At 57.0% G+C, this 22,466-nt stretch carries 17 protein-coding genes and 1 pseudogene; 8 read left to right on the top strand and 10 right to left on the bottom strand.

Annotated elements, in window-relative coordinates; translation table 11 throughout:
• Window position 1: 1 nt before the first annotated feature.
• The 3 genes from glyS to QRD42_RS05705 form a co-directional block, all read right to left on the bottom strand.
• Window positions 2-2,071 (bottom strand): glycine--tRNA ligase subunit beta, encoded by a 2,070-nt coding sequence (gene glyS, locus QRD42_RS05715; RefSeq protein WP_321988383.1) that lies wholly within the window; start codon window positions 2,069-2,071, stop codon window positions 2-4.
• Between the two features lie 9 nt (window positions 2,072-2,080).
• Complete coding sequence (gene glyQ, locus QRD42_RS05710; protein WP_072571444.1) at window positions 2,081-2,992, bottom strand: glycine--tRNA ligase subunit alpha; 912 nt, start codon at window positions 2,990-2,992, stop codon at window positions 2,081-2,083.
• 114 nt (window positions 2,993-3,106) lie between these two features.
• Window positions 3,107-3,409 (bottom strand): YsaB family lipoprotein, encoded by a 303-nt coding sequence (locus QRD42_RS05705; RefSeq protein WP_321988380.1) that lies wholly within the window; start codon window positions 3,407-3,409, stop codon window positions 3,107-3,109.
• 186 nt (window positions 3,410-3,595) lie between these two features.
• Between QRD42_RS05705 and QRD42_RS05700 the strand changes: the two genes are divergently transcribed.
• On the top strand, window positions 3,596-4,591 hold the full coding sequence (locus QRD42_RS05700) for an acyltransferase (protein ID WP_321988379.1): 996 nt from the start codon (window positions 3,596-3,598) through the stop codon (window positions 4,589-4,591).
• Here the strand turns inward: QRD42_RS05700 and QRD42_RS05695 are convergent.
• The 4 genes and pseudogenes from QRD42_RS05695 to xylA form a co-directional block, all read right to left on the bottom strand.
• A complete protein-coding gene (locus tag QRD42_RS05695) occupies window positions 4,584-5,504 on the bottom strand; it encodes a GlxA family transcriptional regulator (RefSeq protein ID WP_321988378.1) in 921 nt (306 codons plus the stop codon). The two genes, QRD42_RS05700 and QRD42_RS05695, sit on opposite strands and share 8 nt — an antisense overlap.
• Window positions 5,501-5,680: pseudogene (locus QRD42_RS19590) on the bottom strand (hydrolase); the annotation flags it as partial. The pseudogene QRD42_RS19590 and the gene QRD42_RS05695, both read right to left, overlap by 4 nt.
• Window positions 5,681-5,896: 216 nt before the next feature.
• A complete protein-coding gene (gene xylB / locus QRD42_RS05685; RefSeq protein ID WP_318364590.1) occupies window positions 5,897-7,351 on the bottom strand; it encodes a xylulokinase in 1,455 nt (484 codons plus the stop codon).
• A gap of 62 nt (window positions 7,352-7,413) precedes the next feature.
• A complete protein-coding gene (gene xylA / locus QRD42_RS05680) occupies window positions 7,414-8,733 on the bottom strand; it encodes a xylose isomerase (RefSeq protein ID WP_321988377.1) in 1,320 nt (439 codons plus the stop codon).
• Between the two features lie 369 nt (window positions 8,734-9,102).
• On the opposite strand from xylA, the gene xylF reads away from it, so the two are divergent.
• The 4 genes from xylF (at window position 9,103) to xylR (ending at window position 14,152) form a co-directional block, all read left to right on the top strand.
• Window positions 9,103-10,095 (top strand): D-xylose ABC transporter substrate-binding protein, encoded by a 993-nt coding sequence (xylF, locus tag QRD42_RS05675; protein ID WP_321988376.1) that lies wholly within the window; start codon window positions 9,103-9,105, stop codon window positions 10,093-10,095.
• 74 nt (window positions 10,096-10,169) lie between these two features.
• Window positions 10,170-11,711, top strand: a complete 1,542-nt coding sequence (locus QRD42_RS05670) for a xylose ABC transporter ATP-binding protein (RefSeq protein ID WP_072571437.1) — start codon at window positions 10,170-10,172, stop codon at window positions 11,709-11,711.
• Window positions 11,689-12,870 carry a xylose ABC transporter permease XylH gene (gene xylH, locus QRD42_RS05665; protein WP_072571436.1) on the top strand — a complete coding sequence of 394 codons (1,182 nt, stop codon included), beginning with the start codon at window positions 11,689-11,691 and terminating at the stop codon, window positions 12,868-12,870. Before QRD42_RS05670 ends, xylH begins: the two co-directional genes overlap by 23 nt.
• Window positions 12,871-12,973: 103 nt before the next feature.
• Complete coding sequence (gene xylR, locus QRD42_RS05660; protein ID WP_318364593.1) at window positions 12,974-14,152, top strand: D-xylose utilization transcriptional activator XylR; 1,179 nt, start codon at window positions 12,974-12,976, stop codon at window positions 14,150-14,152.
• A 51-nt stretch (window positions 14,153-14,203) separates the two neighbouring features.
• Here the strand turns inward: xylR and QRD42_RS05655 are convergent, their stop codons facing one another.
• Window positions 14,204-15,031, bottom strand: coding sequence for a protein bax (locus QRD42_RS05655; RefSeq protein WP_072571434.1), 828 nt, complete (start codon window positions 15,029-15,031; stop codon window positions 14,204-14,206).
• A gap of 315 nt (window positions 15,032-15,346) precedes the next feature.
• On the opposite strand from QRD42_RS05655, the gene QRD42_RS05650 reads away from it, so the two are divergent.
• Window positions 15,347-17,377 (top strand): alpha-amylase, encoded by a 2,031-nt coding sequence (locus QRD42_RS05650; RefSeq protein WP_321988375.1) that lies wholly within the window; start codon window positions 15,347-15,349, stop codon window positions 17,375-17,377.
• A 34-nt stretch (window positions 17,378-17,411) separates the two neighbouring features.
• On the opposite strand, the gene rep is transcribed toward QRD42_RS05650, so the two are convergent.
• A complete protein-coding gene (gene rep, locus QRD42_RS05645) occupies window positions 17,412-19,433 on the bottom strand; it encodes a DNA helicase Rep (RefSeq protein ID WP_072571432.1) in 2,022 nt (673 codons plus the stop codon).
• 85 nt (window positions 19,434-19,518) lie between these two features.
• On the opposite strand from rep, the gene ppiC reads away from it, so the two are divergent.
• Entirely contained in the window at window positions 19,519-19,800 is a 282-nt protein-coding gene (gene ppiC / locus QRD42_RS05640) for a peptidylprolyl isomerase PpiC (RefSeq protein ID WP_024555327.1), read from the top strand.
• Window positions 19,801-19,905: 105 nt separating this feature from the next.
• Here the strand turns inward: ppiC and ilvC are convergent, their stop codons facing one another.
• Window positions 19,906-21,381: a ketol-acid reductoisomerase gene (ilvC, locus tag QRD42_RS05635; RefSeq protein ID WP_321988373.1), complete on the bottom strand. Its 1,476-nt coding sequence runs from the start codon at window positions 21,379-21,381 to the stop codon at window positions 19,906-19,908.
• Between the two features lie 153 nt (window positions 21,382-21,534).
• On the opposite strand from ilvC, the gene ilvY reads away from it, so the two are divergent.
• Entirely contained in the window at window positions 21,535-22,425 is an 891-nt protein-coding gene (gene ilvY / locus QRD42_RS05630) for an HTH-type transcriptional activator IlvY (RefSeq protein WP_321988372.1), read from the top strand.
• Window positions 22,426-22,466: the final 41 nt, after the last annotated feature.

Raw genomic sequence — 22,466 nt, 5'->3', positions numbered from 1 at the left:
CTTACTGCAACAGCGAAATATCCGCGACCTGCAGGAACAGCTCACGCAGCTTCGCCAGCAGCGTCAGGCGGTTGATGCGTACCTGCGCGTCTTCGGCATTCACCATCACGCTTTCAAAGAACTCATCCACCGGCTCGCGCAGCGAGGCCAGCTCGATTAATGCGTCCTGATAACGGCCTTCAGCGAAGACCGGCTGCAGCTTATCGCGCATCACCGCCACCTGCATGGCAAGGCGGATTTCCGCATCGTCTTTCAGCACCGAGGCGTGAACGTTATCGTTCAACGGCTCGCTGGATTTCGCCAGGATGTTGGAGACACGTTTGTTGGCTGCCGCCAGCGCCGCCGCTTCGGAGAGCGTACGGAAATGGGACACCGCCTTCATACGCGCATCGAAATCAGCCGGACGGGTCGGACGACGCGCCAGCACCGCCTGAATGGTATCCACGCTGTAGCCTTCATCCTGATACCAGGCGCGGAAACGACCCAGCATAAAGTCGATGACGTCGTCAGTAACGTTAGCGTTAGTCAGCTTATCGCCATACAGACGCACGGCTTCTTCGGTGAGGGTTTGCAGATCGAGAGAAAGGTTTTTCTCGACGATAATACGCAGCACGCCCAGCGCGGCACGACGCAGCGCAAACGGATCTTTGTCGCCTTTCGGATGCTGACCGATACCAAAGATACCCGCCAGAGTGTCCATTTTATCGGCAATCGCGACGGCGCAGGCCACCGGGTTAGACGGCAGCGCATCACCGGCAAAGCGCGGCTGATACTGCTCGTTCAGGGCCACGGCAACGTCTTCCGCTTCGCCATCGAAACGTGCGTAGTGCATGCCCATCACGCCCTGGGTGTCGGTGAACTCGAACACCATATTGGTCATAAGGTCGCACTTGGAGAGCAAACCCGCACGTTCAGCATGGCTGACATCCGCGCCAATCTGACCGGCGATCCAGCCCGCCAGCGCGGTGATACGGTCAGTTTTGTCGCGCAGCGTGCCGAGCTGCTGCTGGAACAGTACGGTTTGCAGACGCGGCAGATTATCTTCCAGACGTTTTTTACGGTCGGTATTAAAGAAGAATTCTGCATCCGCCAGACGCGGGCGCACCACTTTCTCGTTACCGGAAATAATTTGCTGCGGATCGCTGGACTCGATGTTCGCCACGAAGATGAAGTTCGGCAGCAGTTTGCCGTCCGCCGCGTAAACCGGGAAGTACTTCTGGTCACCCTTCATGGTGTACACCAGCGCTTCGGACGGTACGGCGAGGAATTTCTCTTCGAATTTCGCGGTCAGCACCACCGGCCATTCCACCAGCGAGGCCACTTCTTCCAGCAGGCTTTCGCTCAGATCGGCATTGCCGCCAATCTTACGCGCCGCTTCTTCAGCGTCCGCTTTAATTTTGGCTTTACGGGCTTCGTAATCCGCCATCACTTTGCCGCGCTCCAGCAGGATCTGCGGATACTGATCGGCATTGTCGATGGTGAATTCCGGCTCGCCCATAAAGCGGTGGCCGCGGATCACGCGATCGGAGGTGATACCGAGGATCGTCGCCGGGATCACTTCATCCCCCAGCAGCAGCGTCAGGGTATGAACCGGACGCACGAAGTGTACGTCGCTTGCGCCCCAGCGCATCAGTTTCGGGATCGGCAGTTTAGCAAGGGAGGTCGCAATCATGTTCGGCAGCAGCGTCTGCACGCTTTCGCCTTTCACATGGGCACGATAAAGCAGCCATTCGCCTTTATCGGTGGTCAGACGCTCCGCCTGGTCAACGGTGATACCGCAGCCGCGCGCCCAGCCTTCAGCTGCTTTGCTTGGTTTACCTTCCGCATCAAAGGCCTGAGCAATTGCCGGGCCACGTTTTTCAACTTCACGATCCGGCTGCGCCGCCGCGAGGCTGGCGATTTTCAGCGCCAGACGGCGCGGGGCGGCGAACCACTCCACGTTACCGTGGGCGATGCCCGCGGCATCCAGTTCCGCCGTCACATTCGCAGCAAAGGACTCCGCCAGGCTGCGCAGGGCTTTTGGTGGCAGCTCTTCAGTGCCGAGTTCCACCAGAAAAGTTTTTTCAGACATGGCCGCCTCTTATTTATTTCGGTTGCACATCGGGAAGCCAAGGGCTTCACGGGACGCGTAGTAAGCCTCTGCAACGGCTTTGGTCAGCGTGCGAATACGCAAAATGTAACGCTGACGTTCAGTCACGGAGATGGCTTTGCGCGCATCCAGCAAGTTAAAGCTGTGGGCGGCCTTCAGAATGCGCTCGTAAGCAGGCAGCGGCAGCGGGGTTTCCAGCGCCAGCAGCTGCTGCGCTTCTTTTTCATACTGCTCGAAGCAGGTGAAAAGGAAATCGACGTCAGCGTATTCGAAGTTATAAGTGGACTGTTCCACTTCGTTCTGATGGAACACGTCGCCGTAGGTGGTTTTACCCAGCGGGCCGTCGCTCCAGACCAGGTCGTAAACGCTGTCCACGCCCTGAATGTACATGGCCAGACGTTCCAGGCCGTAGGTGATCTCACCGGTAACCGGTTTGCATTCCAGACCGCCCACCTGCTGGAAGTAAGTGAACTGCGTCACTTCCATGCCGTTCAGCCACACTTCCCAGCCCAGACCCCAGGCGCCCAGCGTCGGGTTTTCCCAGTTGTCTTCGACGAAGCGAATGTCGTGGATGGTTGGATCCATACCCAGCTCTTTCAGGGAACCGAGGTACAGCTCCTGGATATTGTCCGGAGACGGCTTAATGACCACCTGAAACTGGTAGTAATGCTGTAAGCGGTTCGGGTTTTCGCCATAGCGACCATCGGTCGGACGGCGGGAAGGCTGCACATAGGCGGTCGCCATAGGCTCTGGCCCCAGCGCGCGCAGGCAGGTCATCGGGTGTGAGGTGCCGGCGCCCACTTCCATGTCCAATGGTTGAACAATGGTGCAGCCCTGGCGAGCCCAGTAATCCTGTAAGGTCAGGATCAGGCCCTGGAAGGTCCTGGTATCAAACTTTTGCATAATATTTCGTGCTGGATACGGTGGATTTAAGGAAGTCGCCAGTATACCCGTTGACCGCAAGATATACAGTACGAAACGGGGTTGTTTAGGGAAAATTGGGTTTGTGGCGTGGCCTTAGCGCATGGAAAGGTGCAAAAACTGACCGTCGGGATCGAAAGCGCAAACAAAACGTTCTTCACGGGGCGTATAGCCGCGCACTTCATAACTCGCCTGAAATTGTACAAAGCCGGTGACTGCAATATTCTGCGCCCCGGTATTATAGCGGTGAGCGGCGTTCTCTTTGCACAGTTGCTCCATGGACAACGAGCGGGCCGGGCTGACCTTCGCCTGCTGCGCTTTTTGTACGCTCTGCCCGTCAGGGCTGCTACAGCCGGTCAGTAAGAGTAATAATACTGGAAATACACACTTCATCATCATTTTTATCGCCGCCATGTTATCTGGCTATTATTTTTAATTAGAGGGAGCAGGCTGATTGCGCTGTTAAATATATTGCAAACACAGCATGGCAGGTACAAGCGCAAGCCGGGAAACTCGGAATTATCCAGTGAGAATACGCTGGCAATCGCGAGTCAGAGCCTGTTTAAGACGGAAATCGGGGAACGAATGCAGTCAAAAATTAACTGGATAGACAATCTGCGGGGCATCGCCTGTCTGATGGTCGTGATGATCCACACCACCAGCTGGTATATCACTAACGCGCAGAGCGTCAGCCCACTGTACTGGGATATGGCCAATATCCTCAATTCCGCGTCGCGGGTCAGCGTACCGCTGTTTTTTATGATTTCAGGCTATCTGTTCTTTGGTGAACGCAGCGCGCAGCCGCGTCATTTTTTGCGTATCGGCCTCTGCCTGCTGTTCTACAGTCTGGTGGCGTTTCTCTATATTACGTTTTTTACCTCGATAAACGGCGAGCTGTCGCTGAGAAACCTGCTGCAAAAGCCGGTGTTTTATCACCTGTGGTTTTTCTTCGCCATCATTGTGATTTACCTGCTGTCGCCGCTGATCCAGGTGAAAAGCGTGAGCGGCAAAATGCTGCTGGCGCTGACCGTGGTGATTGGCGTGGTCGCCAACCCTAATACCCTGTCGCTGAAAACCGGCGGCGTGGAATGGCTGCCGGTGAATCTGTACATCAACGGCGATACCTTTTACTACGTGCTGTACGGCATTCTCGGGCGCGCCCTCGGCATGATGGATACGCAGCGCAAATATGTGAGCGGGCTGTGCGCGGCGCTGTTTATTGCCGCAGTGTTTGTCATTTCGCGCGGCACGCTGCATGAACTGCGCTGGCGCGGTAATTTCGCCGATACCTGGTATCTCTATTGCGGCCCAATGGTATTTATCTGCGCCATCAGCCTGCTGACGCTGGTGAAAAACACGCTTAATACCCGTGTTCTGCCGGGTCTGGGGCTGATCTCGCGGCATTCATTAGGCATTTACGGCTTTCACGCGCTGATTATTCATGCGTTACGTACGCGCGGGGTGGAGATAAAAAGCTCGCCGCTGCTGGATATACTGTGGATCTTCGCCGCCGCGCTGGCATGCAGTTTAGTGCTGTCGATGCTGTTGCAGCGCCTCGATAGCCGTCGCTTTGTCAGCTGATGGCCCGCTGGCGGGCGCGGTGCAGCTGCCGCGGTGAGGAAAATCCCGCGGCCTGCGACGCGTGTTCAACACCGCGCCCCTGCACCAGCCACTGCTCCGCCACCGCCAGCCGCAGCTGTTCCAGGTAGTCGCGCACGCTGATGCCCAGATGTTGCTGGAACAGCCGCGTCAGGTGATGCGGGCTGACGTGCGCACAGGTGGCAATGTCCGCCAGCGACCAGGCTTTTTCAGGTGCATTCGTTAACGCATCCTGCGCCCGGTGGATCGCCGGATGCAGATGATTACGATAGCGCAGCCAGGGCGACAGCTGTGGATCGTCCCCCGAGCGGCGAAACCACACCACCATCTCCCGCGCCACGGCCAGCGCCGTTTCCGGCCCGCACAGGCGGTTAATCAGGTGCAGGGTTAAATCAATCCCCGAGGTGATACCGGCGCTGGTCCAGATGCCGCGATCTTCAATAAAAATGCGGTTCTCTTTCACCTGCGCGGTCGGCGCGGCGGCCTTCAGCCGGGCGATCACGTCGTGATGCGTGGTGCAGGTGATCCCCTGCATCAGCCCGGCTTTCGCCGCCAGCAGGGAGCCGGAACAGACGCACATCAGGGTGATGTTCTGGCTGTGGATCAGCGGCTGCTGGCGCATCAACCAGTGACAAACACGGTCGGCCTGCGGTGTGGCGAAATAGCGTGAGGAGTCTGACACACCGGGAAGCACCAGCAGACTGCCATCCGGCAGCGTGTCGGGCAGCGGCGCGATATTGCCCATGGTCACGCCGACAGAGGTCGGCACCTCGGCGTCCGGCCCGATGAAATGCAGGCGGAACGCATTGCCCGCCAGCGCAAAGGTTTCTGCCGGGCCGGTCATATCCAGCGCCAGCACCCCCGGCAGCATCACGAACCAGACATCCACACTCATGCAAGCGACTCCAGCGTTTGGGTTACGGTTTTAATGGCGGCAAAGCGATCCACCAGCACGGTTTCCGTGCGGTGGCGCAGCGTTGCGTTGTCCAGCGTAATGCCATTATGCGTCATCGGGAAGGTTAACGTCGCTTCGCTGACAAAGGTCACGCGGTAGCCCAGATCCGCCGCCACCAGACGGAGCATTGCCTCCTGAAATGCAGGCAACTACTCCTCCTCCTGCCAGAAATCTTTTTGCGGGAAGGATTGTTGGGTATCGATATTGATAAGCGCGGTACGGGTCATTTCAGGACGCCTTGTGCAGTGGTTGTACTGCCATTCTGACAAGGCGTCCTGCGTTTGCTAATACCAGAAAAGGACATCATCAGGCCGTTCGCGGACGGCCTGCTTTCACGACATCAACGGCAGAAGCTGCTGGTAGATGCGGCGGAAGGTTTCCCGGCGCGGTGCGTAATACGCGTGGCGCGCGGCATCCGGCAGATGCGCCTGCTCCAGCGGCAACGGCGGCAGCAGATCGGACAGCGCCCGATCCGGGTTAAGGGCGATCTGCGCCAGCCTTGCCGCGCCGAGCGCAGGACCGACATCGCCGCCGGTGCGGTAATCCAGCTGCTGACCGCTGATATCCGCCAGCATCTGCCGCCAGTAAGGGCTGCGCGCCCCGCCGCCAATCAGCGTGACGCTTTGCGGCGTGATGCCACAGGCATGCACCACATCCATGCCGTCCGCCAGCGCGTAGCCGACGCCTTCCAGCACGGCACGCGCCAGTTCGTTCTGCCCGTGCTGATGGGTCAGACCAAAAAAGACGCCTTTCGCCTGCGGGTTGTTATGCGGCGTGCGCTCGCCGGAGAGATACGGCAGAAACCAGAGGTCACCGGCGTTCTCATCCGCCTGCTGCGCGGCGTTAATCAGTTCCGCCACCGAGGACAGGCCGGTCAGCTTCGCCGCCCAGTCGAGACAGGAGGCGGCGCTCAGCATCACGGACATTAAATGCCAGCGTTCCGGCAGCGCGTGGCAGAAACTGTGCACGGCGCTTTCCGGTTTACTCAGAAAGCCATCGCTGACGGCAAAATAGACGCCGGAAGTGCCGAGGGAGAGCATCGCCTGGCCTGCATCGATCATGCCGACGCCCACAGCACCGGCGGCATTATCGCCTCCGCCAGCCACCACCGGCACAGCGGGTAATCCCCAGGCCTGCGCCACCTCAGGCAGCAGACTGCCGGTAATGGCGCTGCCTTCAAACAGCGCGGGCATCTGGTCGCGGGTCAGTCCGCAGGCTGCCAGCAGGGTATCGCTCCAGTCACGCTTCGCGACGTCCAGCCACAGGGTGCCTGCCGCATCGGACATATCGCTGGCGTACTCGCCGGTCATGCGCAGACGCAGGTAATCTTTAGGCAGTAATACTTTCGCCACGCGGGCGAACACGTCCGGTTCGTGACGCTTCACCCACAGCAGTTTTGGCGCGGTAAAACCGGGCATCATCAGATTGCCGGTAATGGTGCGCGAGTCGGGTACCTGGGCTTCAAGCAGTGCGCACTCTTCACCGCAGCGGCCATCGTTCCATAAAATCGCCGGACGCAGGATAGCGTCCTGTTTATCAAGCAGGGTGGCGCCGTGCATCTGCCCGGCGATCCCCACGGCTTTCACCTGAGCCAGCGGATGCTGTGCGCCGAGGCCTTTGATTGCGCGATCCGTCGCCAGCCACCACTGTTCGGGATCCTGCTCGGACCAGAGTGGATGCGGGCGTGAAACCGTCAGCGACTCGGTGTAAGAGGCAAGCACGTTCCCCTGCTCGCCCAGCAGGATCGCTTTTACGCCCGAGGTGCCGAGGTCGATACCGATGTACATAATGACTGCTCCTGTACAGGCTGTGATCGGAGCGCCACGACGGACGTGGCGCTCAGGGTTTGCTAACCAAACAGATAACGGTTAACGAGATTTTCCAGCAGTTCCTGATGGCCGCTCTGGTGCTGCGGCGCCAGGTTTTGTTGCTCAGCGTGCTTCGCCAGTTCCGCCAGCGACAGCTGTCCTTTCAGGATCTGCTGACCCAGCTCACCGTTCCAGCCTGCGTAACGCTTCGCCACGCGCTTATCCAGTTCGCCGCTTTCAATCATGCGCGCCGCCACTTTCAGCGCCAGCGCCATGGTGTCCATCGCGCCAATATGACCGTAGAACAGATCGTATTTGTCGGTGCTCTGGCGGCGGATTTTGGCGTCAAAGTTCAGACCACCGGTGGTAAAACCGCCCGCTTTGACGATTTCATACATCACCAGCGCGTTCTCTTCAACGCTGTTCGGGAACTGGTCGGTATCCCAGCCCAGCTGCGGATCGCCACGGTTAGCATCCACAGAGCCAAAGATCCCCAGCGCGATCGCCGAGGCGATTTCGTGGTGGAAGGTGTGCCCCGCCAGAGTGGCGTGGTTGGCTTCGATATTCACTTTGATCTCTTTTTCCAGACCGAACTGCTTGAGGAAGCCGTAGACCGTGGCGACGTCGTAATCGTACTGGTGCTTGGTCGGCTCCTGCGGTTTTGGCTCGATCAGCAAAGTACCCTGGAAGCCGATTTTGTGTTTGTGCTCCACCACCATCTGCATGAAGCGGCCAATTTGCTCGCGCTCCTGGCGCAGATCGGTATTCAGCAGGGTTTCGTAGCCTTCGCGACCACCCCACAGCACATAGTTTTCACCGCCCAGTTGATGGGTAGCGTTCATTGCCGTCACCACCTGCGTGGCCGCCCAGCTGAACACTTCCGGATCCGGGTTGGTGGCCGCGCCCGCGCCGTAACGAGGATTAGTAAAGCAGTTTGCCGTGCCCCACAGCAGCTTCACGCCGCTCTCCTGCTGTTTTTGCACCAGCACGTCGGTCATTTTCGCAAAATTGTTCAGATACTCTTTCAGCGATGCGCCTTCCGGCGAGACGTCGACATCATGGAAGCAGTAGTAAGGCACGTTCAGTTTGTGGAAAAACTCAAAGGCCACATCGGCTTTACGTTTTGCCAGCTCAAGCGCATCGCCCGCCTGCTGCCATGGGCGTTCAAAGGCCCCCACGCCAAACATATCAGAGCCGTTCCAGCAGAAGGTGTGCCAGTAACAGGCGGCGAAACGCAGATGATCTTCCATGCGCTTGCCCAGAACCAGCTCGTCCGGATTGTAGTGGCGGAAGGCTAACGGATTGGTGGATTGGGTACCTTCGTAGCGTACACGTTCAAGTTGGTCGAAATAGGCTTGCATAATCAGCTCCATAATCAATGTATGCGGCGAGTGTTCGTTGCTGCGTTAATACTGGATCCTCTCAGCGCCTGGCTCAATTACGTTATTTCACACTGCTATTGAGATAATGCACAAACGTGCGCTGGCTCCCAAAATAAATGTCTACAGGTTACCTTGCGGCGCGCCTTCCAATTTTCTGCAAAATCTAATACCCGGGAAGATTAAAATCAGATCGCGGTCATAAATTAGCAAATAAACCAAATATCGTAACGCCAGGATAAAAATCAGTAATTGCCAGGTTTTGATTCCGCGTTAAGAATTTGCTGCGTCTGGATCCTGCATGTTTCTTTTATCTCAGGCCCTATAACCCTACAAAAAGGTATTACTATTATGAAGATAAAGAACCTTTGCCTTACAGTCTGCGCTTCCCTGCTGCTCGCCACCTTTGGCGGGCAGGCGAAAGAGATCAAAATCGGTATGGCCATTGATGACCTGCGTCTGGAGCGCTGGCAGAAAGATCGCGATATTTTTGTTAAAAAAGCCGAATCCTTAGGTGCCGAAGTATTTGTGCAGTCTGCGAATGGCAACGAAGAAACCCAGATGTCGCAGATTGAAAATATGATCAACCGCGGCGTTGATGTGCTGGTTATTATTCCTTACAACGGTCAGGTATTAAGTAATGTCGTAAAAGAAGCGAAGCAGGAAGGCATAAAAGTATTAGCCTACGATCGCATGATTAATAATGCTGACATCGATTTCTATATTTCCTTTGATAATGAAAAAGTCGGCGAACTTCAGGCGCAAAGCCTGGTAGAAAAAGTGCCCCAGGGCAATTATTTCCTGATGGGCGGCTCACCGGTGGATAATAACGCCAAGCTCTTCCGCGCCGGTCAGATGAAAGTATTAAAACCCTATATCGACAGCGGAAAAATTAAAATTGTCGGCGATCAGTGGGCTGACGGCTGGCTGCCGGAAAACGCGCTGAAAATCATGGAAAACGCGCTGACCGCCAACAATAACAAAATTGATGCGGTAGTCGCCTCGAACGACGCCACGGCGGGCGGCGCGATCCAGGCGCTGAGTGCGCAGGGTCTGGCGGGTAAAGTGGCGATTTCAGGCCAGGATGCGGACCTCGCCGGGGTCAAACGCATTATCAACGGCAGCCAGACGATGACCGTCTATAAGCCGATCACCCAACTGGCGAACACCGCTGCGGAGATCGCTGTCGAACTGGGTAACGGCAAAACGCCTAAGGCTGATGCCACGCTGAACAACGGACTGAAAGATGTGCCCGCCCGCCTGCTGACGCCAATCGAAGTGAATAAAGACAATATCGACGCCACTGTCATCAAAGACGGATTCCATCAAAAGAGCCAGCTGTAATCTTTGTGCGCTTCCCCGTCCGGTACGGGGAAGCGTTTCAAATACTGTTATCCCTGGCCTTATGCGGAGCGGGTATGCCTTATTTACTTGAGATGAAAAACATTACCAAGGCCTTTGGCGCAGTGAAAGCCGTGGATAATGTCAGCCTGCAACTGAACGCCGGAGAAGTATTGTCCCTGTGCGGCGAGAATGGTTCCGGTAAATCCACCCTGATGAAAGTGCTGTGCGGGATTTATCCCTTTGGCAGCTATGACGGCGACATCGTTTTTGCGGGCGAAACGATCGAGGCCAGCCATATTCGCGACACCGAGCGCAAAGGCATCGCCATTATTCATCAGGAACTGGCGCTGGTGAAACACCTCACCGTGCTGGAAAATATCTTCCTCGGTGCCGAAATCACCCATCACGGGGTGATGGATTACGACACTATGACGCTGCGCTGCCAGAAATTACTGGCGCAGGTCAGCCTCGCCATTTCTCCCGATACCCGTGTGGGCGACCTGGGTCTCGGGCAGCAGCAACTGGTGGAGATCGCCAAGGCGCTGAACAAGCAGGTGCGCCTGTTGATCCTCGACGAGCCTACCGCCTCGCTGACGGAGCAGGAAACCGCGGTGCTGCTGGATATTATTCGCGATCTGCAACACCACGGCATCGCCTGCATCTATATCTCGCACAAGCTGAATGAAGTGAAAGCCATTTCAGACGTTATCTGCGTGATCCGCGACGGACAGCATATCGGCACCCGCGAGGCCGCCGGAATGAGTGAGGATGACATTATCACCATGATGGTCGGCCGCGAACTGACCGCCCTTTACCCGAATGAACCCCATACTACCGGCGACGAGATCCTGCGCGTGGAGCATCTGACCGCCTGGCATCCGGTCAACCGGCATATTAAGCGCGTCAACGACGTCTCCTTTTCCCTTAAGCGCGGCGAGATTTTAGGCATCGCCGGGCTGGTCGGCGCCGGGCGTACCGAAGCGGTCCAGTGCCTGTTCGGCGTCTGGCCGGGGCGTCATGAAGGACGGGTGTTTATTGATGGTCAGCCGGTGCAGATCCGTAACTGTCAGGAAGCCATTCGCCACGGCATTGCGATGGTGCCGGAAGACCGCAAAAAAGACGGTATCGTGCCGGTGATGGCGGTGGGTAAAAATATCACCCTCGCCGCGCTGGATCAGTTTTCCGGCCCGCTCACCAGCCTCGACGATGCCGCCGAGCAGCAATGTATTTTGCAGTCGCTGGCGCGGCTGAAGGTGAAAACCTCCTCGCCGGAGCTGGCGATTGGCCGCCTGAGCGGCGGCAATCAGCAGAAGGCGATTCTGGCGCGCTGTCTGCTGCTCAACCCGCGCATTTTGATCCTCGATGAACCCACGCGCGGCATTGATATTGGCGCGAAATACGAGATCTACAAACTTATCAATCAGCTTGTGCAACAGGGCATCGCCGTCATTGTCATTTCATCGGAGCTTCCGGAAGTGCTGGGCCTCAGCGATCGGGTGCTGGTCATGCACGAAGGCAGGCTCAAGGCCAATCTCATCAATCATCATCTGACCCAGGAACAGGTTATGGAAGCGGCGCTGAGGAGCGAACATCATGTCGAAAACCAACCCATCTGAACTCAAGGTGTCCGCGCCGCAGCCTGTTACCTTCGGCGGACTGAAATCACTGAATTTGCAGGTATTCGTGATGATCGCCGCGATAGTGGTGATCATGCTGTTTTTCACCTGGATGACCGACGGCTCGTACCTGAGCGCGCGTAATGTCTCCAACCTGCTGCGCCAGACGGCGATCACCGGCATTCTGGCGGTGGGCATGGTGTTTGTGATTATTTCCGCAGAGATCGATCTCTCGGTCGGCTCTATGATGGGGCTGCTGGGCGGCGTGGCGGCGATTTTCGACGTCTGGCTGGGCTGGCCGCTGCCGCTGACCATCGTGGTAACGCTGGTGCTGGGCCTGCTGCTCGGCACCTGGAACGGCTGGTGGGTGGCGTACCGTAAAGTGCCGTCGTTTATCGTCACGCTCGCCGGGATGCTCGCCTTTCGCGGCGTGCTGATCGGCATCACCAACGGTACCACCGTGTCGCCCACCAGCGCTGCCATGTCGCAGATTGGTCAAAGCTATCTGCCGGATGTCGTCGGCTTTGGCGTCGGCGCGCTGGGACTGGTTGCCTTCACGCTGTGGCAGTGGCGCGGACGGATGCGCCGCCAGGCGCTGGGCCTTAGCGCTGGCGCATCGTCTTCAGTCGTGGGCCGTCAGGCGCTGATTGCGGTGATCGTGCTTGGGGCCATCTGGCTGCTGAACGATTACCGTGGCGTGCCGACGCCGGTGCTGATCCTCACCTTCCTGCTGCTCGCCGGAATGTTTATGGCGACGCGCACCGCCTTTGGCCGTCGCATCTATGCCATCGGCGGCAACATCGAGGCGGCGCGCCTTTCCGGCATTAACGTGGAGCGCACTAAGCTGGCGGTCTTCGCCATCAATGGCCTGATGGTGGCTATCGCCGGTTTGATCCTGAGTTCACGACTGGGGGCCGGTTCGCCTTCAGCGGGGAACATCGCCGAGCTGGATGCCATCGCTGCCTGTGTAATTGGCGGTACCAGCCTGGCTGGCGGTATTGGCAGCGTGGCGGGTGCGGTGATGGGGGCGTTCATTATGGCGTCACTGGATAATGGTATGAGCATGATGGACGTGCCGACGTTCTGGCAGTACATCGTGAAAGGGGCCATTTTGTTGCTGGCGGTATGGATGGACTCGGCCACCAAACGTCGCGCATAAGGTAATGAAATCTCAGGGATGATCACACTGCCGGAGGAAAGTTTTCCGGCAGTGTGCTGAATGTGGTAAGCAGACGTAATGTTCTACGGGATAAGAGACCAACATGTTTGAAAAGCGCCACCGCATTACGTTGTTATTCAACGCCAATAAAGCCTATGACCGCCAGGTTGTCGAAGGCGTGGGTGAATATTTGCAGGCGTCGCAATCCGAATGGGATATTTTTATTGAGGAAGATTTCCGCACCCGCATCGACAACATCCGTGAATGGCTGGGGGATGGCGTTATCGCTGACTACGATGACGACGAGATCCAGCGACTGCTGGCGGGGGTAAACGTGCCCATCGTCGGGGTGGGCGGTTCGTATCATCGGGCAGATCACTATCCGCCGGTGCATTACATCGCGACCGATAATCATGCGCTGGTTGAAAGCGCTTTTTTGCATTTAAAAGAAAAAGGCGTACAGCGTTTTGCCTTTTATGGCCTGCCCGCTTCCAGCGGCAAGCGCTGGGCGGTGGAGCGGGAGTACGCGTTCTGCCAGCTGGTAGCGCAGGAGAAATATCGCGGCGTGGTGTATCAGGGGCTGGAAACCGCGCCGGAGAACTGGCAGCACGCGCAAAATCGCCTGGCCGACTGGCTGCAAACCCTGCCGCCGCAGACCGGTATTATCGCCGTCACCGACGCGCGCGCCCGCCATGTCTTGCAGGTGTGCGAGCATCTGCATATCCCGGTGCCGGAAAAGCTCTGCGTGATCGGCATTGATAACGAGGAGCTGACGCGTTATCTGTCGCGCGTGGCCCTCTCGTCAGTGGCCCAGGGAACGCGGCAGATGGGCTATCAGGCGGCAAAACTCCTGCACCGTCTGCTGGATAATGAGCCATTGCCGTTACAGCGATTGCTGGTGCCGCCGGTGCGCGTGGTGGAGCGGCGTTCGACGGATTACCGATCGCTGAGCGATCCCGCGGTGATCCAGGCCATGCACTATATCCGCAATCACGCCTGTAAAGGGATCAAGGTGGATCAGGTGCTGGATGCCGTCGGCATTTCGCGATCAAACCTGGAAAAGCGCTTTAAGGAGGAAGTGGGCGAAACCATTCACGCGGTGATCCACGCTGAAAAACTGGAGAAAGCCCGCAGCCTGCTGATTTCCACCTCGCTGTCCATTAACGAGATCTCACAGATGTGCGGTTATCCGTCGTTGCAGTATTTCTATTCGGTATTCAGGAAGGAGTACGACACCACGCCGAAGGATTACCGTGACCGGTACAGTGAAGTGATGATGTAGCCGTTATTGCCTGACGAAAAAAAACGCCTTCCGGCTGGAAGGCGTTTTCGTTTACATGTGGGCGGCAATCAGTCGCTGATTGTCCTGATACATGGCAAACAGATAGTTGTTGTAGCGCTTGCCCTGCGTGGAATAGCCTTTGAGCTTATGGATCATATTGCTCGCCGTCACTTCCTGGTCCGCTTTGCGCAGCTGCGCGCGGGACTTACGGAACGACTTATACGCCGGGTGCGTATTCAGGTTAACCACGTAGGCGTTCACTGACTCTTTCACCGAAGCAAACTGGGAGTAGCCTTTCACCTTGCCGGGCGCGTTCGTACAGTGACCTTTCATGCACTTCATGCCGAACAGGTTATTGTTGCTACGCGCCAGCTTAGAGGTTCCCCAGCCGCTTTCTGCTGCGGCCATGGTCGCCACCATGCTGTCCGGAATGATGTCGACGCGATCCAGCAGCGTATTCCACGGAATACGGCGGGTATTGCCCGACCAGTTCACTTTGTAGCGTTTGGCAATATCCTTCAGGCGCGCGCGCTCGGCCGACGACCACTGGCTTTCGTACTGTTTGGACATCAACCAGTTACGCTCAGCGGCGATCGTTGCGTTTTGACTCGTAATATAAGGCATGACCGTCCGGAGAAACGCTTTTTTTCTTGGTGTCCCGGAAGGGTATTTTCGCAAATCAGGAAGTGAACTACTCTTTGCACTATTGCGAGAATACTCTTGTTTACTGCTAGCCTGCTTCTTACTTATCTGTTTGGTTATCGGGGTTTTATGACTCGCTGTTTTTTCGTGCGTCTTGGCAAGCACCTCACCGGAAAATACCAGGGTGAGAAACATTAGAATCGTTACCCCATATCGTCGTATGGGAGTCGTTATCATCAGGTCTCCAGGTCGGATTGTTGCATTCCAACACCTTATTTGATTCACAATTTTGAGAGCGGAATCTCAAATCATATCAAAAATACCCTTTTATTGACACACAATGAATAAGCGATTTCCGAATGCGTGTCATCAGCTAATCCGTTTCAGCGTATAAATTATGCACGAAATGGAGCGTCTATCGCAAATTGTTGCCGTTTTTTGAAGCAGATCACTCACCCTTTCGCCTCACCCCTGCGTAAGCGCTCATCGGGATGAGTTACCCGCCAGCCTCTGCTGGCACACTGGGCAAAAATCATCCGACAGGAACCCCGAATGAAACGTTCAGCCCTCCTATTATTGCTGCTGCCCACGGTGGCCTGGTCAGACTGGACATCCCCCGGTTTCCCCGCCTTTAGCGATGCCGGATCGGGCGTTTATCGCAGCGACGCGCCGCTGAAAAAAGGCGCTTATCCTTTAACCCTGAAGCTTGATCAACAGTGCTGGCAACCAGTCGACACGCCAAGACTCAACCAGATGCTCTCTTTGCAGCCCTGTTCCGGTACGCCGCCGCAGTGGCGCGTGTTCCGCGATGGCGATTATCAGCTGCAACTGGATACCCGTTCCGGCACGCCAACATTAATGCTCACGGTGAAAAGCGCGCCGCAGACCAGCGCCGCAGCGGTAACGCGCCAGTGTCCGAAATGGGACGGCAAACCCCTTACACTGGACGTCAGTAAAACCTTTGCCGAAGGCAGCGTGGTGCGCGATTTCTACAGTCAGCAAACCGCCACGGTCAAACAGGGAAAAATCACCCTGCTGCCCGATGCGAACAGTGACGGCCTGCTGCTGCTTGAGCGCGCGGAAACCGACGCCGCCGCGCCCTTCGACTGGCATAACGCCACCGTCTATTTTGTGCTGACCGATCGTTTCGTAAACGGCGATCCGGCTAATGACAACAGCTATGGCCGCCACAAAGACGGTATGGAGGAGATCGGCACCTTTCACGGCGGCGATCTGAAAGGGCTGACGCAAAAGCTGGATTACCTCTCGCAGCTCGGCGTCAATGCGCTGTGGATCAGCGCGCCCTTCGAGCAGATCCACGGCTGGGTGGGCGGCGGCACTAAAGGCGATTTCCCGCATTACGCCTATCACGGCTATTACATTCAGGACTGGACAAAGCTTGATGCTAACATGGGCAGCGAAGCGGATCTGCGCACGCTGGTGGATGAAGCGCACCAGCGCGGCATCCGCATCCTGTTTGACGTGGTGGTAAACCATACCGGTTACGCGACCCTGGCGGATATGCAGCAGTATCAGTTCGGCGCGCTCTATGTGCAGGGCGAGGAGCGTAAAAAAGTGCTCGGCGAGCGCTGGACAGACTGGAAGCCCGCCGCCGGACAGAACTGGCACAGCTTTAATGATTACATCAACTTCAGCGATAAAAACGTCTGGCAAAACTGGTGGGGCAAAGCCTGGGTGCGCACCGATATTGGCGATTACGATAATCCCGGCTTCGACGATCTCACCATGTCGCTGGCGTTTTTACCGGATCTGAAAACCGAGTCGACCACTCCCTCCGGACTGCCAGTGTTTTATCAGCACAAGCCGGATACCCGCGCGAAAGCTATCGACGGCTTCACGACGCGGGATTACCTGACCCACTGGCTGAGCGACTGGGTGCGGGAGTACGGCATTGACGGTTTCCGCGTCGATACCGCCAAGCATGTGGATATGGCGACCTTACAGCAATTGAAAACCCAGGCAACTCAAGCGCTGGCAGAGTGGAAACAGGCCAACCCGCAGAAAAAACGCGATGACGCGCCCTTCTGGATGACCGGCGAAGCCTGGGGCCACGGCGTCATGGAGAGCAGCTATTACCGTCATGGATTCGATGCGATGATCAATTTTGATTATCAGGAGCAGGCGGAGAAAGCGGCGGATTGCTTCGCCAGCATCGATCTGACGTGGCAGCAGATGGCCGACAAGCTACAGCGCTTTAACGTGCTGAGTTATTTGTCATCCCACGATACACTGCTGTTCCGCGAAGCGGATCAGCGGGCGGCTGAACTGCTGTTGCTGACGCCCGGCGCGGTGCAGATTTTTTACGGCGACGAGTCCGGACGACCGTTCGGACCCACCGGCTCGGATCCGCTCCAGGGCACGCGCTCGGATATGAACTGGCAGGATGTGACCGGCAGCGCTGCGCCGCGTGTCGCCCACTGGCAGCGGCTGGGGCAGTTCCGCGCCCGCCATCCGGCCATCGGCATGGGTAAGCAAACCACGCTTTCCATACCGCAGGGCTATGGTTTTACCCGTGAAGCGGGCGACGATAAAGTGATGGTGGTGTGGGCGGGGCAGCAATAACCGTGTGATTGATCCCTCTGCACAGGCGGAGGGATTATTTTGCTTTCGATTTTGCCAGCATCGCTTTGATACTGGCCAGGTTCGCCTGGCCTTTGTGCATCCGCTCTTCGGCGCTGACCACTTTGCGCTCCTGCTCCCAGATCACATCGTCCTGCGGCAGTTCGAGCAGAAAACGGCTGGGCTCCGGGCGCACCAGCTCACCATACTGACGGCGCTCTTTGCACAGCGTGAAGGTCAGCTCTTTTTGCGCGCGGGTGATGCCAACATAGGCCAGGCGGCGCTCTTCTTCGATATTGTCTTCATCAATGCTGCTCTGGTGCGGCAGGAAGCCTTCCTCCATTCCCACCATAAACACGTACGGAAACTCCAGCCCTTTCGAGGCGTGCAGCGTCATCAGCTGCACCTGGTCGGACTCTTCATCGCTTTCGCCACGCTCCATCATGTCGCGCAGGGTAAAGCGCGTGACCACCTGCGTCAGGGTCATCGGCTCATCAATATCGCTACCTTCGAGCATTTCCGTCATCCAGCTGAACAGCGTGTTGACGTTTTTCATGCGCATTTCAGCGGCTTTCGGGCTGGGTGAGGTTTCATACAACCAGGATTCATAGTTGATGCCATGGATCAGATCGCGCACCGCCGCGATGGGATCGCGCTCGGACAGGCGCTGCACTTCACCCAGCCAGTGGGTAAAGCGGGTCAGCGATTCATACCCGCGCCCGGTCAGCGTCTGGGTCAGGCCCATGTCGAAGCTGGCGGCGAACAGGCTTTTGTTGCGCGTGTTGGCCCACTCGCCCAGCTTCTGCAGCGTGGCGGAGCCAATTTCCCGCTTCGGCGTGTTCACAATGCGCAGGAAAGCGCTGTCGTCGTCGGTATTAGTCAGCACGCGCAGATAAGCGAGCAGATCTTTGATTTCCGGACGCGAGAAAAACGACGTGCCGCCGGAGATGCGGTACGGAATGCGGTTCTGCATAAGGAATTTTTCGAACACGCGGGACTGATGATTACCGCGATAGAGAATGGCGTAATCTTTGTACTGCGTTTTCTGGATGAAGTGATGTGCAATCAGCTCGCCGGTGACGCGCTCCGCTTCGTGATCTTCATTATTGGCCGTCAGCACTTTCAGCTCGGTGCCGTAGCCCAGTTCGGAGAACAGCCGCTTTTCAAACACGTGCGGGTTATTGGCGATAAGGATGTTCGCCGCTTTCAGAATGCGCCCGGATGAACGGTAGTTCTGCTCCAGCTTGATCACCTGTAATGCCGGGAAATCCTGGCTTAACAGCACCAGGTTTTGCGGTCGCGCCCCGCGCCAGGAGTAGATCGACTGGTCATCATCCCCTACCACGGTAAAGCGCGCACGGCTGCCCACCAGCAATTTTACCAGCTCGTACTGGCTGGTGTTGGTGTCCTGATATTCATCCACCAGCAGATAGCGGATCTTGTTCTGCCAGCGCTCGCGGACCTCTTCATTGCGCTGCAACAGCAGCGTCGGCAGCAGGATCAGATCGTCAAAATCGAGCACGTTACAGGCTTTCATGTGCGCGTCGTACAGGCCGTAGCAGTGGGCGAAGATACGATCCCGCTCGCCTTTCGCCTGCGCCGCCGCCTGCGCGGGTGTGCAAAGATCGTTTTTCCAGTTAGAGATCGTTGAGATCAGCTGTTGCAGCACCACTTTATCGTCATCGATCAGCCCCTCGGTCAGATCTTTGAGCAGCGCCACCTGGTCGGTGTCGTCAAACAGGGAAAAGTTGGACTTCATGCCGAGCGCCGCGAATTCCCGCTTGATGATATCCAGCCCCAGCGTATGGAAGGTGGAGATCATCAGGCCGCGCGCCTCTTTACGTCCCAGCGTCTGCCCGACACGCTCTTTCATTTCCCGCGCGGCTTTATTGGTAAAGGTCACCGCCGCGATGTGCCGCGCCTGATAACCGCAGCCACGGATCAGGTGAGCGATCTTATTGGTGATCACACGGGTTTTGCCGGAGCCGGCCCCCGCCAGCACCAGACAGGGTCCGGTGACAAATTCGACGGCTTGTTGTTGTCCGGGGTTCAAACGCATAAGAAAATCACTCAATGAAAGGCAGGAGGGGATAAAAACGCGTGGTAGTATAGCGAGCGTAAACTATCTGACTCAAGGCACGATCATGGCAAAAACAGCGGCAGCAATGCATATCCTTGTTAAAGAAGAGAAACTGGCGTTAGATCTTCTGGAACAGATCAAAAATGGCGGCGATTTCGAGAAGCTGGCGAAAAAACACTCTACCTGCCCGTCAGGTAAAAAAGGTGGTCATTTAGGTGAATTCCGTCAGGGCCAGATGGTTCCGGCCTTCGATAAAGTGGTGTTCTCCTGCCCGGTGCTGGAGCCAACCGGCCCGCTGCACACCCAGTTCGGCTACCACATCATTAAAGTGCTGTACCGCAACTGATAAAAAGCCCGGTGGCGCTGACGCTTACCGGGCCTACATTTAGTGCTTAAAAAAGCCCGGTGGCGCTGGCGCTTACCGGGCCTACAGTAACGCTACAGGGTGTTATTAACCGGCGACGGCAATACGCTTCATATCCGTCATATAACCGCGCAGTTTCTTACCGACCGCCTCAATAGCGTGGCTGCGGATCGCTTCGTTCACGTCGCGTAACTGGGCGTTATCCACCGCAGTGCCTTCAATCGCTTTGCCCAGATCGCCCGGTTGCAGCGTGGTCATAAACTCTTTCAGCAGCGGCACGCAGGCATAAGAGAACAGGTAGTTACCGTACTCGGCGGTATCGGAAATAACCACGTTCATTTCATACAGACGCTTACGGGCGATGGTGTTAGCGATCAGCGGCAGCTCGTGCAGCGATTCGTAGTACGCGGATTCTTCGATGATGCCGGAATCCACCATGGTTTCGAACGCCAGCTCAACGCCCGCTTTCACCATCGCGATCATCAGTACGCCTTTGTCGAAGTATTCCTGCTCGGCGATTTTACCTTCAAACTGCGGCGCGGTTTCAAAGGCGGTTTTACCGGTCTCTTCGCGCCAGGTCAGCAGTTTCTTATCGTCTTCGGCCCAGTCAGCCATCATGCCGGAGGAGAATTCGCCGGAAATGATGTCATCCATATGTTTTTTGAACAGCGGCGCCATAATGGTTTTCAGCTGTTCAGACAGCGCATACGCACGCACTTTCGCCGGGTTGGACAGGCGATCCATCATCAGGGTGATACCGCCCTGCTTCAGCGCTTCGGTGATGGTTTCCCAGCCGAACTGGATCAGTTTTTCCGCATACGCCGGGTCGGTGCCTTCTTCCACCAGCTTGTCGAAGCACAGCAGAGAGCCGGCCTGCAACATACCGCACAGAATGGTCTGCTCGCCCATCAGGTCAGATTTCACTTCCGCCACGAAAGAGGATTCCAGCACGCCCGCACGGTGACCGCCGGTTGCTGCGGCCCAGGCTTTGGCAATTGCCATACCTTCGCCTTTCGGATCGTTTTCCGGGTGCACGGCGATCAGCGTCGGTACGCCGAAACCACGTTTGTACTCTTCGCGCACTTCCGTACCCGGACATTTTGGCGCCACCATCACCACGGTGATGTCTTTACGGATCTGCTCGCCCACTTCCACGATGTTGAAGCCGTGGGAATAACCCAGCGCAGCGCTGTCTTTCATCAGCGGCTGTACGGAACGCACCACGTCGGAGTGCTGTTTGTCCGGCGTCAGGTTAACCACCAGATCCGCCTGCGGTATCAGCTCTTCGTAAGTACCGACTTTAAAGCCGTTTTCGGTCGCTTTACGCCACGAGGCGCGTTTTTCAGCAATGGCTTCGGCACGCAGCGCGTAGGAGATATCCAGACCGGAGTCACGCATGTTCAGGCCCTGGTTCAGACCCTGCGCGCCACAACCGACGATGACCACTTTTTTACCCTGGAGGAAGCTTGCGCCGTCAGCGAATTCATCGCGGCCCATAAAGCGACATTTGCCCAGTTGCGCCAGCTGCTGGCGCAGGTTCAGTGTATTGAAATAGTTAGCCATGGTCGATCCTCGTGATGTTGTGTCGTACTTATTATTCGGTTCGCGTTATTGCGAGAATGAACCCACTATATGACAGGAAATGCGTTGCTGAAATTGATATATTAACAACGTAACGTTGCATAATTCGCAACGTAAAAATCTGGAGCTGACCCGATGGATTTACGCGATCTGAAAATCTTCCTGCATCTGGCGGAAAGCCGTCATTTTGGCCGCAGCGCGCGCGCCATGCACGTCAGCCCTTCCACCCTTTCCCGGCAGATACAGCGTCTGGAGGAAGACCTGGGGCAGCCGCTGTTTGTACGCGATAACCGCACCGTGACGCTGACCGAAGCGGGAGAAGAGCTGCGTACCTTCGCGCAGCATACGCTGTTGCAGTATCAGCAGTTGCGCCACACCATCGATCAGCAGGGGCCGTCGCTGTCCGGCGAGCTTAAGCTGTTTTGTTCGGTAACGGCGGCCTACAGCCATCTGCCGCCGATCCTCGACCGTTTTCGCGCCGAACACCCGTCCGTGGAAATTAAGCTGACCACCGGCGATGCCGCCGACGCGATGGACAAAGTGGTCACCGGCGAGGCGGATCTGGCGATTGCGGGCAAACCGGAAACGCTGCCCGGCGCGGTGGCCTTTTCAATGCTGGAAAATCTGGCGGTGGTGCTGATCGCCCCGGCGCTGCCCTGCCCGGTGCGCAATCAGGTGTCCGTTGCCGAGCCGGACTGGTCGACGGTGCCCTTTATCATGCCCGATCAGGGACCGGTGCGTCGCCGTATTGAACTGTGGTTCCGTCGGCAAAAAATCAGTAATCCGTCGATTTACGCCACGGTGGGCGGGCATGAGGCGATGGTATCGATGGTGGCACTGGGCTGCGGCGTGGCGCTGATCCCGGAGGTGGTGCTGGAAAACAGCCCGGAGCCGGTGCGTAACCGCGTGATGATCCTGGAGCGCAGCGATGAGAAAACGCCGTTCGAGCTGGGCGTGTGCGCACAAAAAAAGCGGCTGCATGAGCCGCTGGTGAATGCGTTCTGGTCTATTTTGCCGGGCGCATAAATTTTGCCGGATGGCGGCGCAAGCGCCTTATCCGGCCTGCG

The sequence above is a fragment of the Enterobacter sp. PGRG2 genome, from assembly GCF_030291195.1.
GTDB lineage: Bacteria > Pseudomonadota > Gammaproteobacteria > Enterobacterales > Enterobacteriaceae > Enterobacter_D.
This window is presented reverse-complemented; position numbering and strand designations above follow the sequence as displayed.

Excerpts from the sequence above, each read along its gene's own strand:
- glyS (WP_321988383.1), bottom strand. The coding sequence starts at position 2,071 with ATGTCTGAAAAAACTTTTCTGGTGGAACTCGGCACTGAAGAGCTGCCA.
- QRD42_RS05705 (WP_321988380.1), bottom strand. The coding sequence starts at position 3,409 with ATGATGATGAAGTGTGTATTTCCAGTATTATTACTCTTACTGACCGGC.
- xylF (WP_321988376.1), top strand. The coding sequence starts at position 9,103 with ATGAAGATAAAGAACCTTTGCCTTACAGTCTGCGCTTCCCTGCTGCTC.
- QRD42_RS05695 (WP_321988378.1), bottom strand. The coding sequence starts at position 5,504 with ATGAGTGTGGATGTCTGGTTCGTGATGCTGCCGGGGGTGCTGGCGCTG.
- ppiC (WP_024555327.1), top strand. The coding sequence starts at position 19,519 with ATGGCAAAAACAGCGGCAGCAATGCATATCCTTGTTAAAGAAGAGAAA.
- QRD42_RS05650 (WP_321988375.1), top strand. The coding sequence starts at position 15,347 with ATGAAACGTTCAGCCCTCCTATTATTGCTGCTGCCCACGGTGGCCTGG.
- ilvC (WP_321988373.1), bottom strand. The coding sequence starts at position 21,381 with ATGGCTAACTATTTCAATACACTGAACCTGCGCCAGCAGCTGGCGCAA.
- QRD42_RS05700 (WP_321988379.1), top strand. The coding sequence starts at position 3,596 with ATGCAGTCAAAAATTAACTGGATAGACAATCTGCGGGGCATCGCCTGT.
- QRD42_RS05670 (WP_072571437.1), top strand. The coding sequence starts at position 10,170 with ATGCCTTATTTACTTGAGATGAAAAACATTACCAAGGCCTTTGGCGCA.
- xylR (WP_318364593.1), top strand. The coding sequence starts at position 12,974 with ATGTTTGAAAAGCGCCACCGCATTACGTTGTTATTCAACGCCAATAAA.
- xylA (WP_321988377.1), bottom strand. The coding sequence starts at position 8,733 with ATGCAAGCCTATTTCGACCAACTTGAACGTGTACGCTACGAAGGTACC.
- ilvY (WP_321988372.1), top strand. The coding sequence starts at position 21,535 with ATGGATTTACGCGATCTGAAAATCTTCCTGCATCTGGCGGAAAGCCGT.
- xylB (WP_318364590.1), bottom strand. The coding sequence starts at position 7,351 with ATGTACATCGGTATCGACCTCGGCACCTCGGGCGTAAAAGCGATCCTG.
- xylH (WP_072571436.1), top strand. The coding sequence starts at position 11,689 with ATGTCGAAAACCAACCCATCTGAACTCAAGGTGTCCGCGCCGCAGCCT.
- QRD42_RS05655 (WP_072571434.1), bottom strand. The coding sequence starts at position 15,031 with ATGATAACGACTCCCATACGACGATATGGGGTAACGATTCTAATGTTT.
- glyQ (WP_072571444.1), bottom strand. The coding sequence starts at position 2,992 with ATGCAAAAGTTTGATACCAGGACCTTCCAGGGCCTGATCCTGACCTTA.
- rep (WP_072571432.1), bottom strand. The coding sequence starts at position 19,433 with ATGCGTTTGAACCCCGGACAACAACAAGCCGTCGAATTTGTCACCGGA.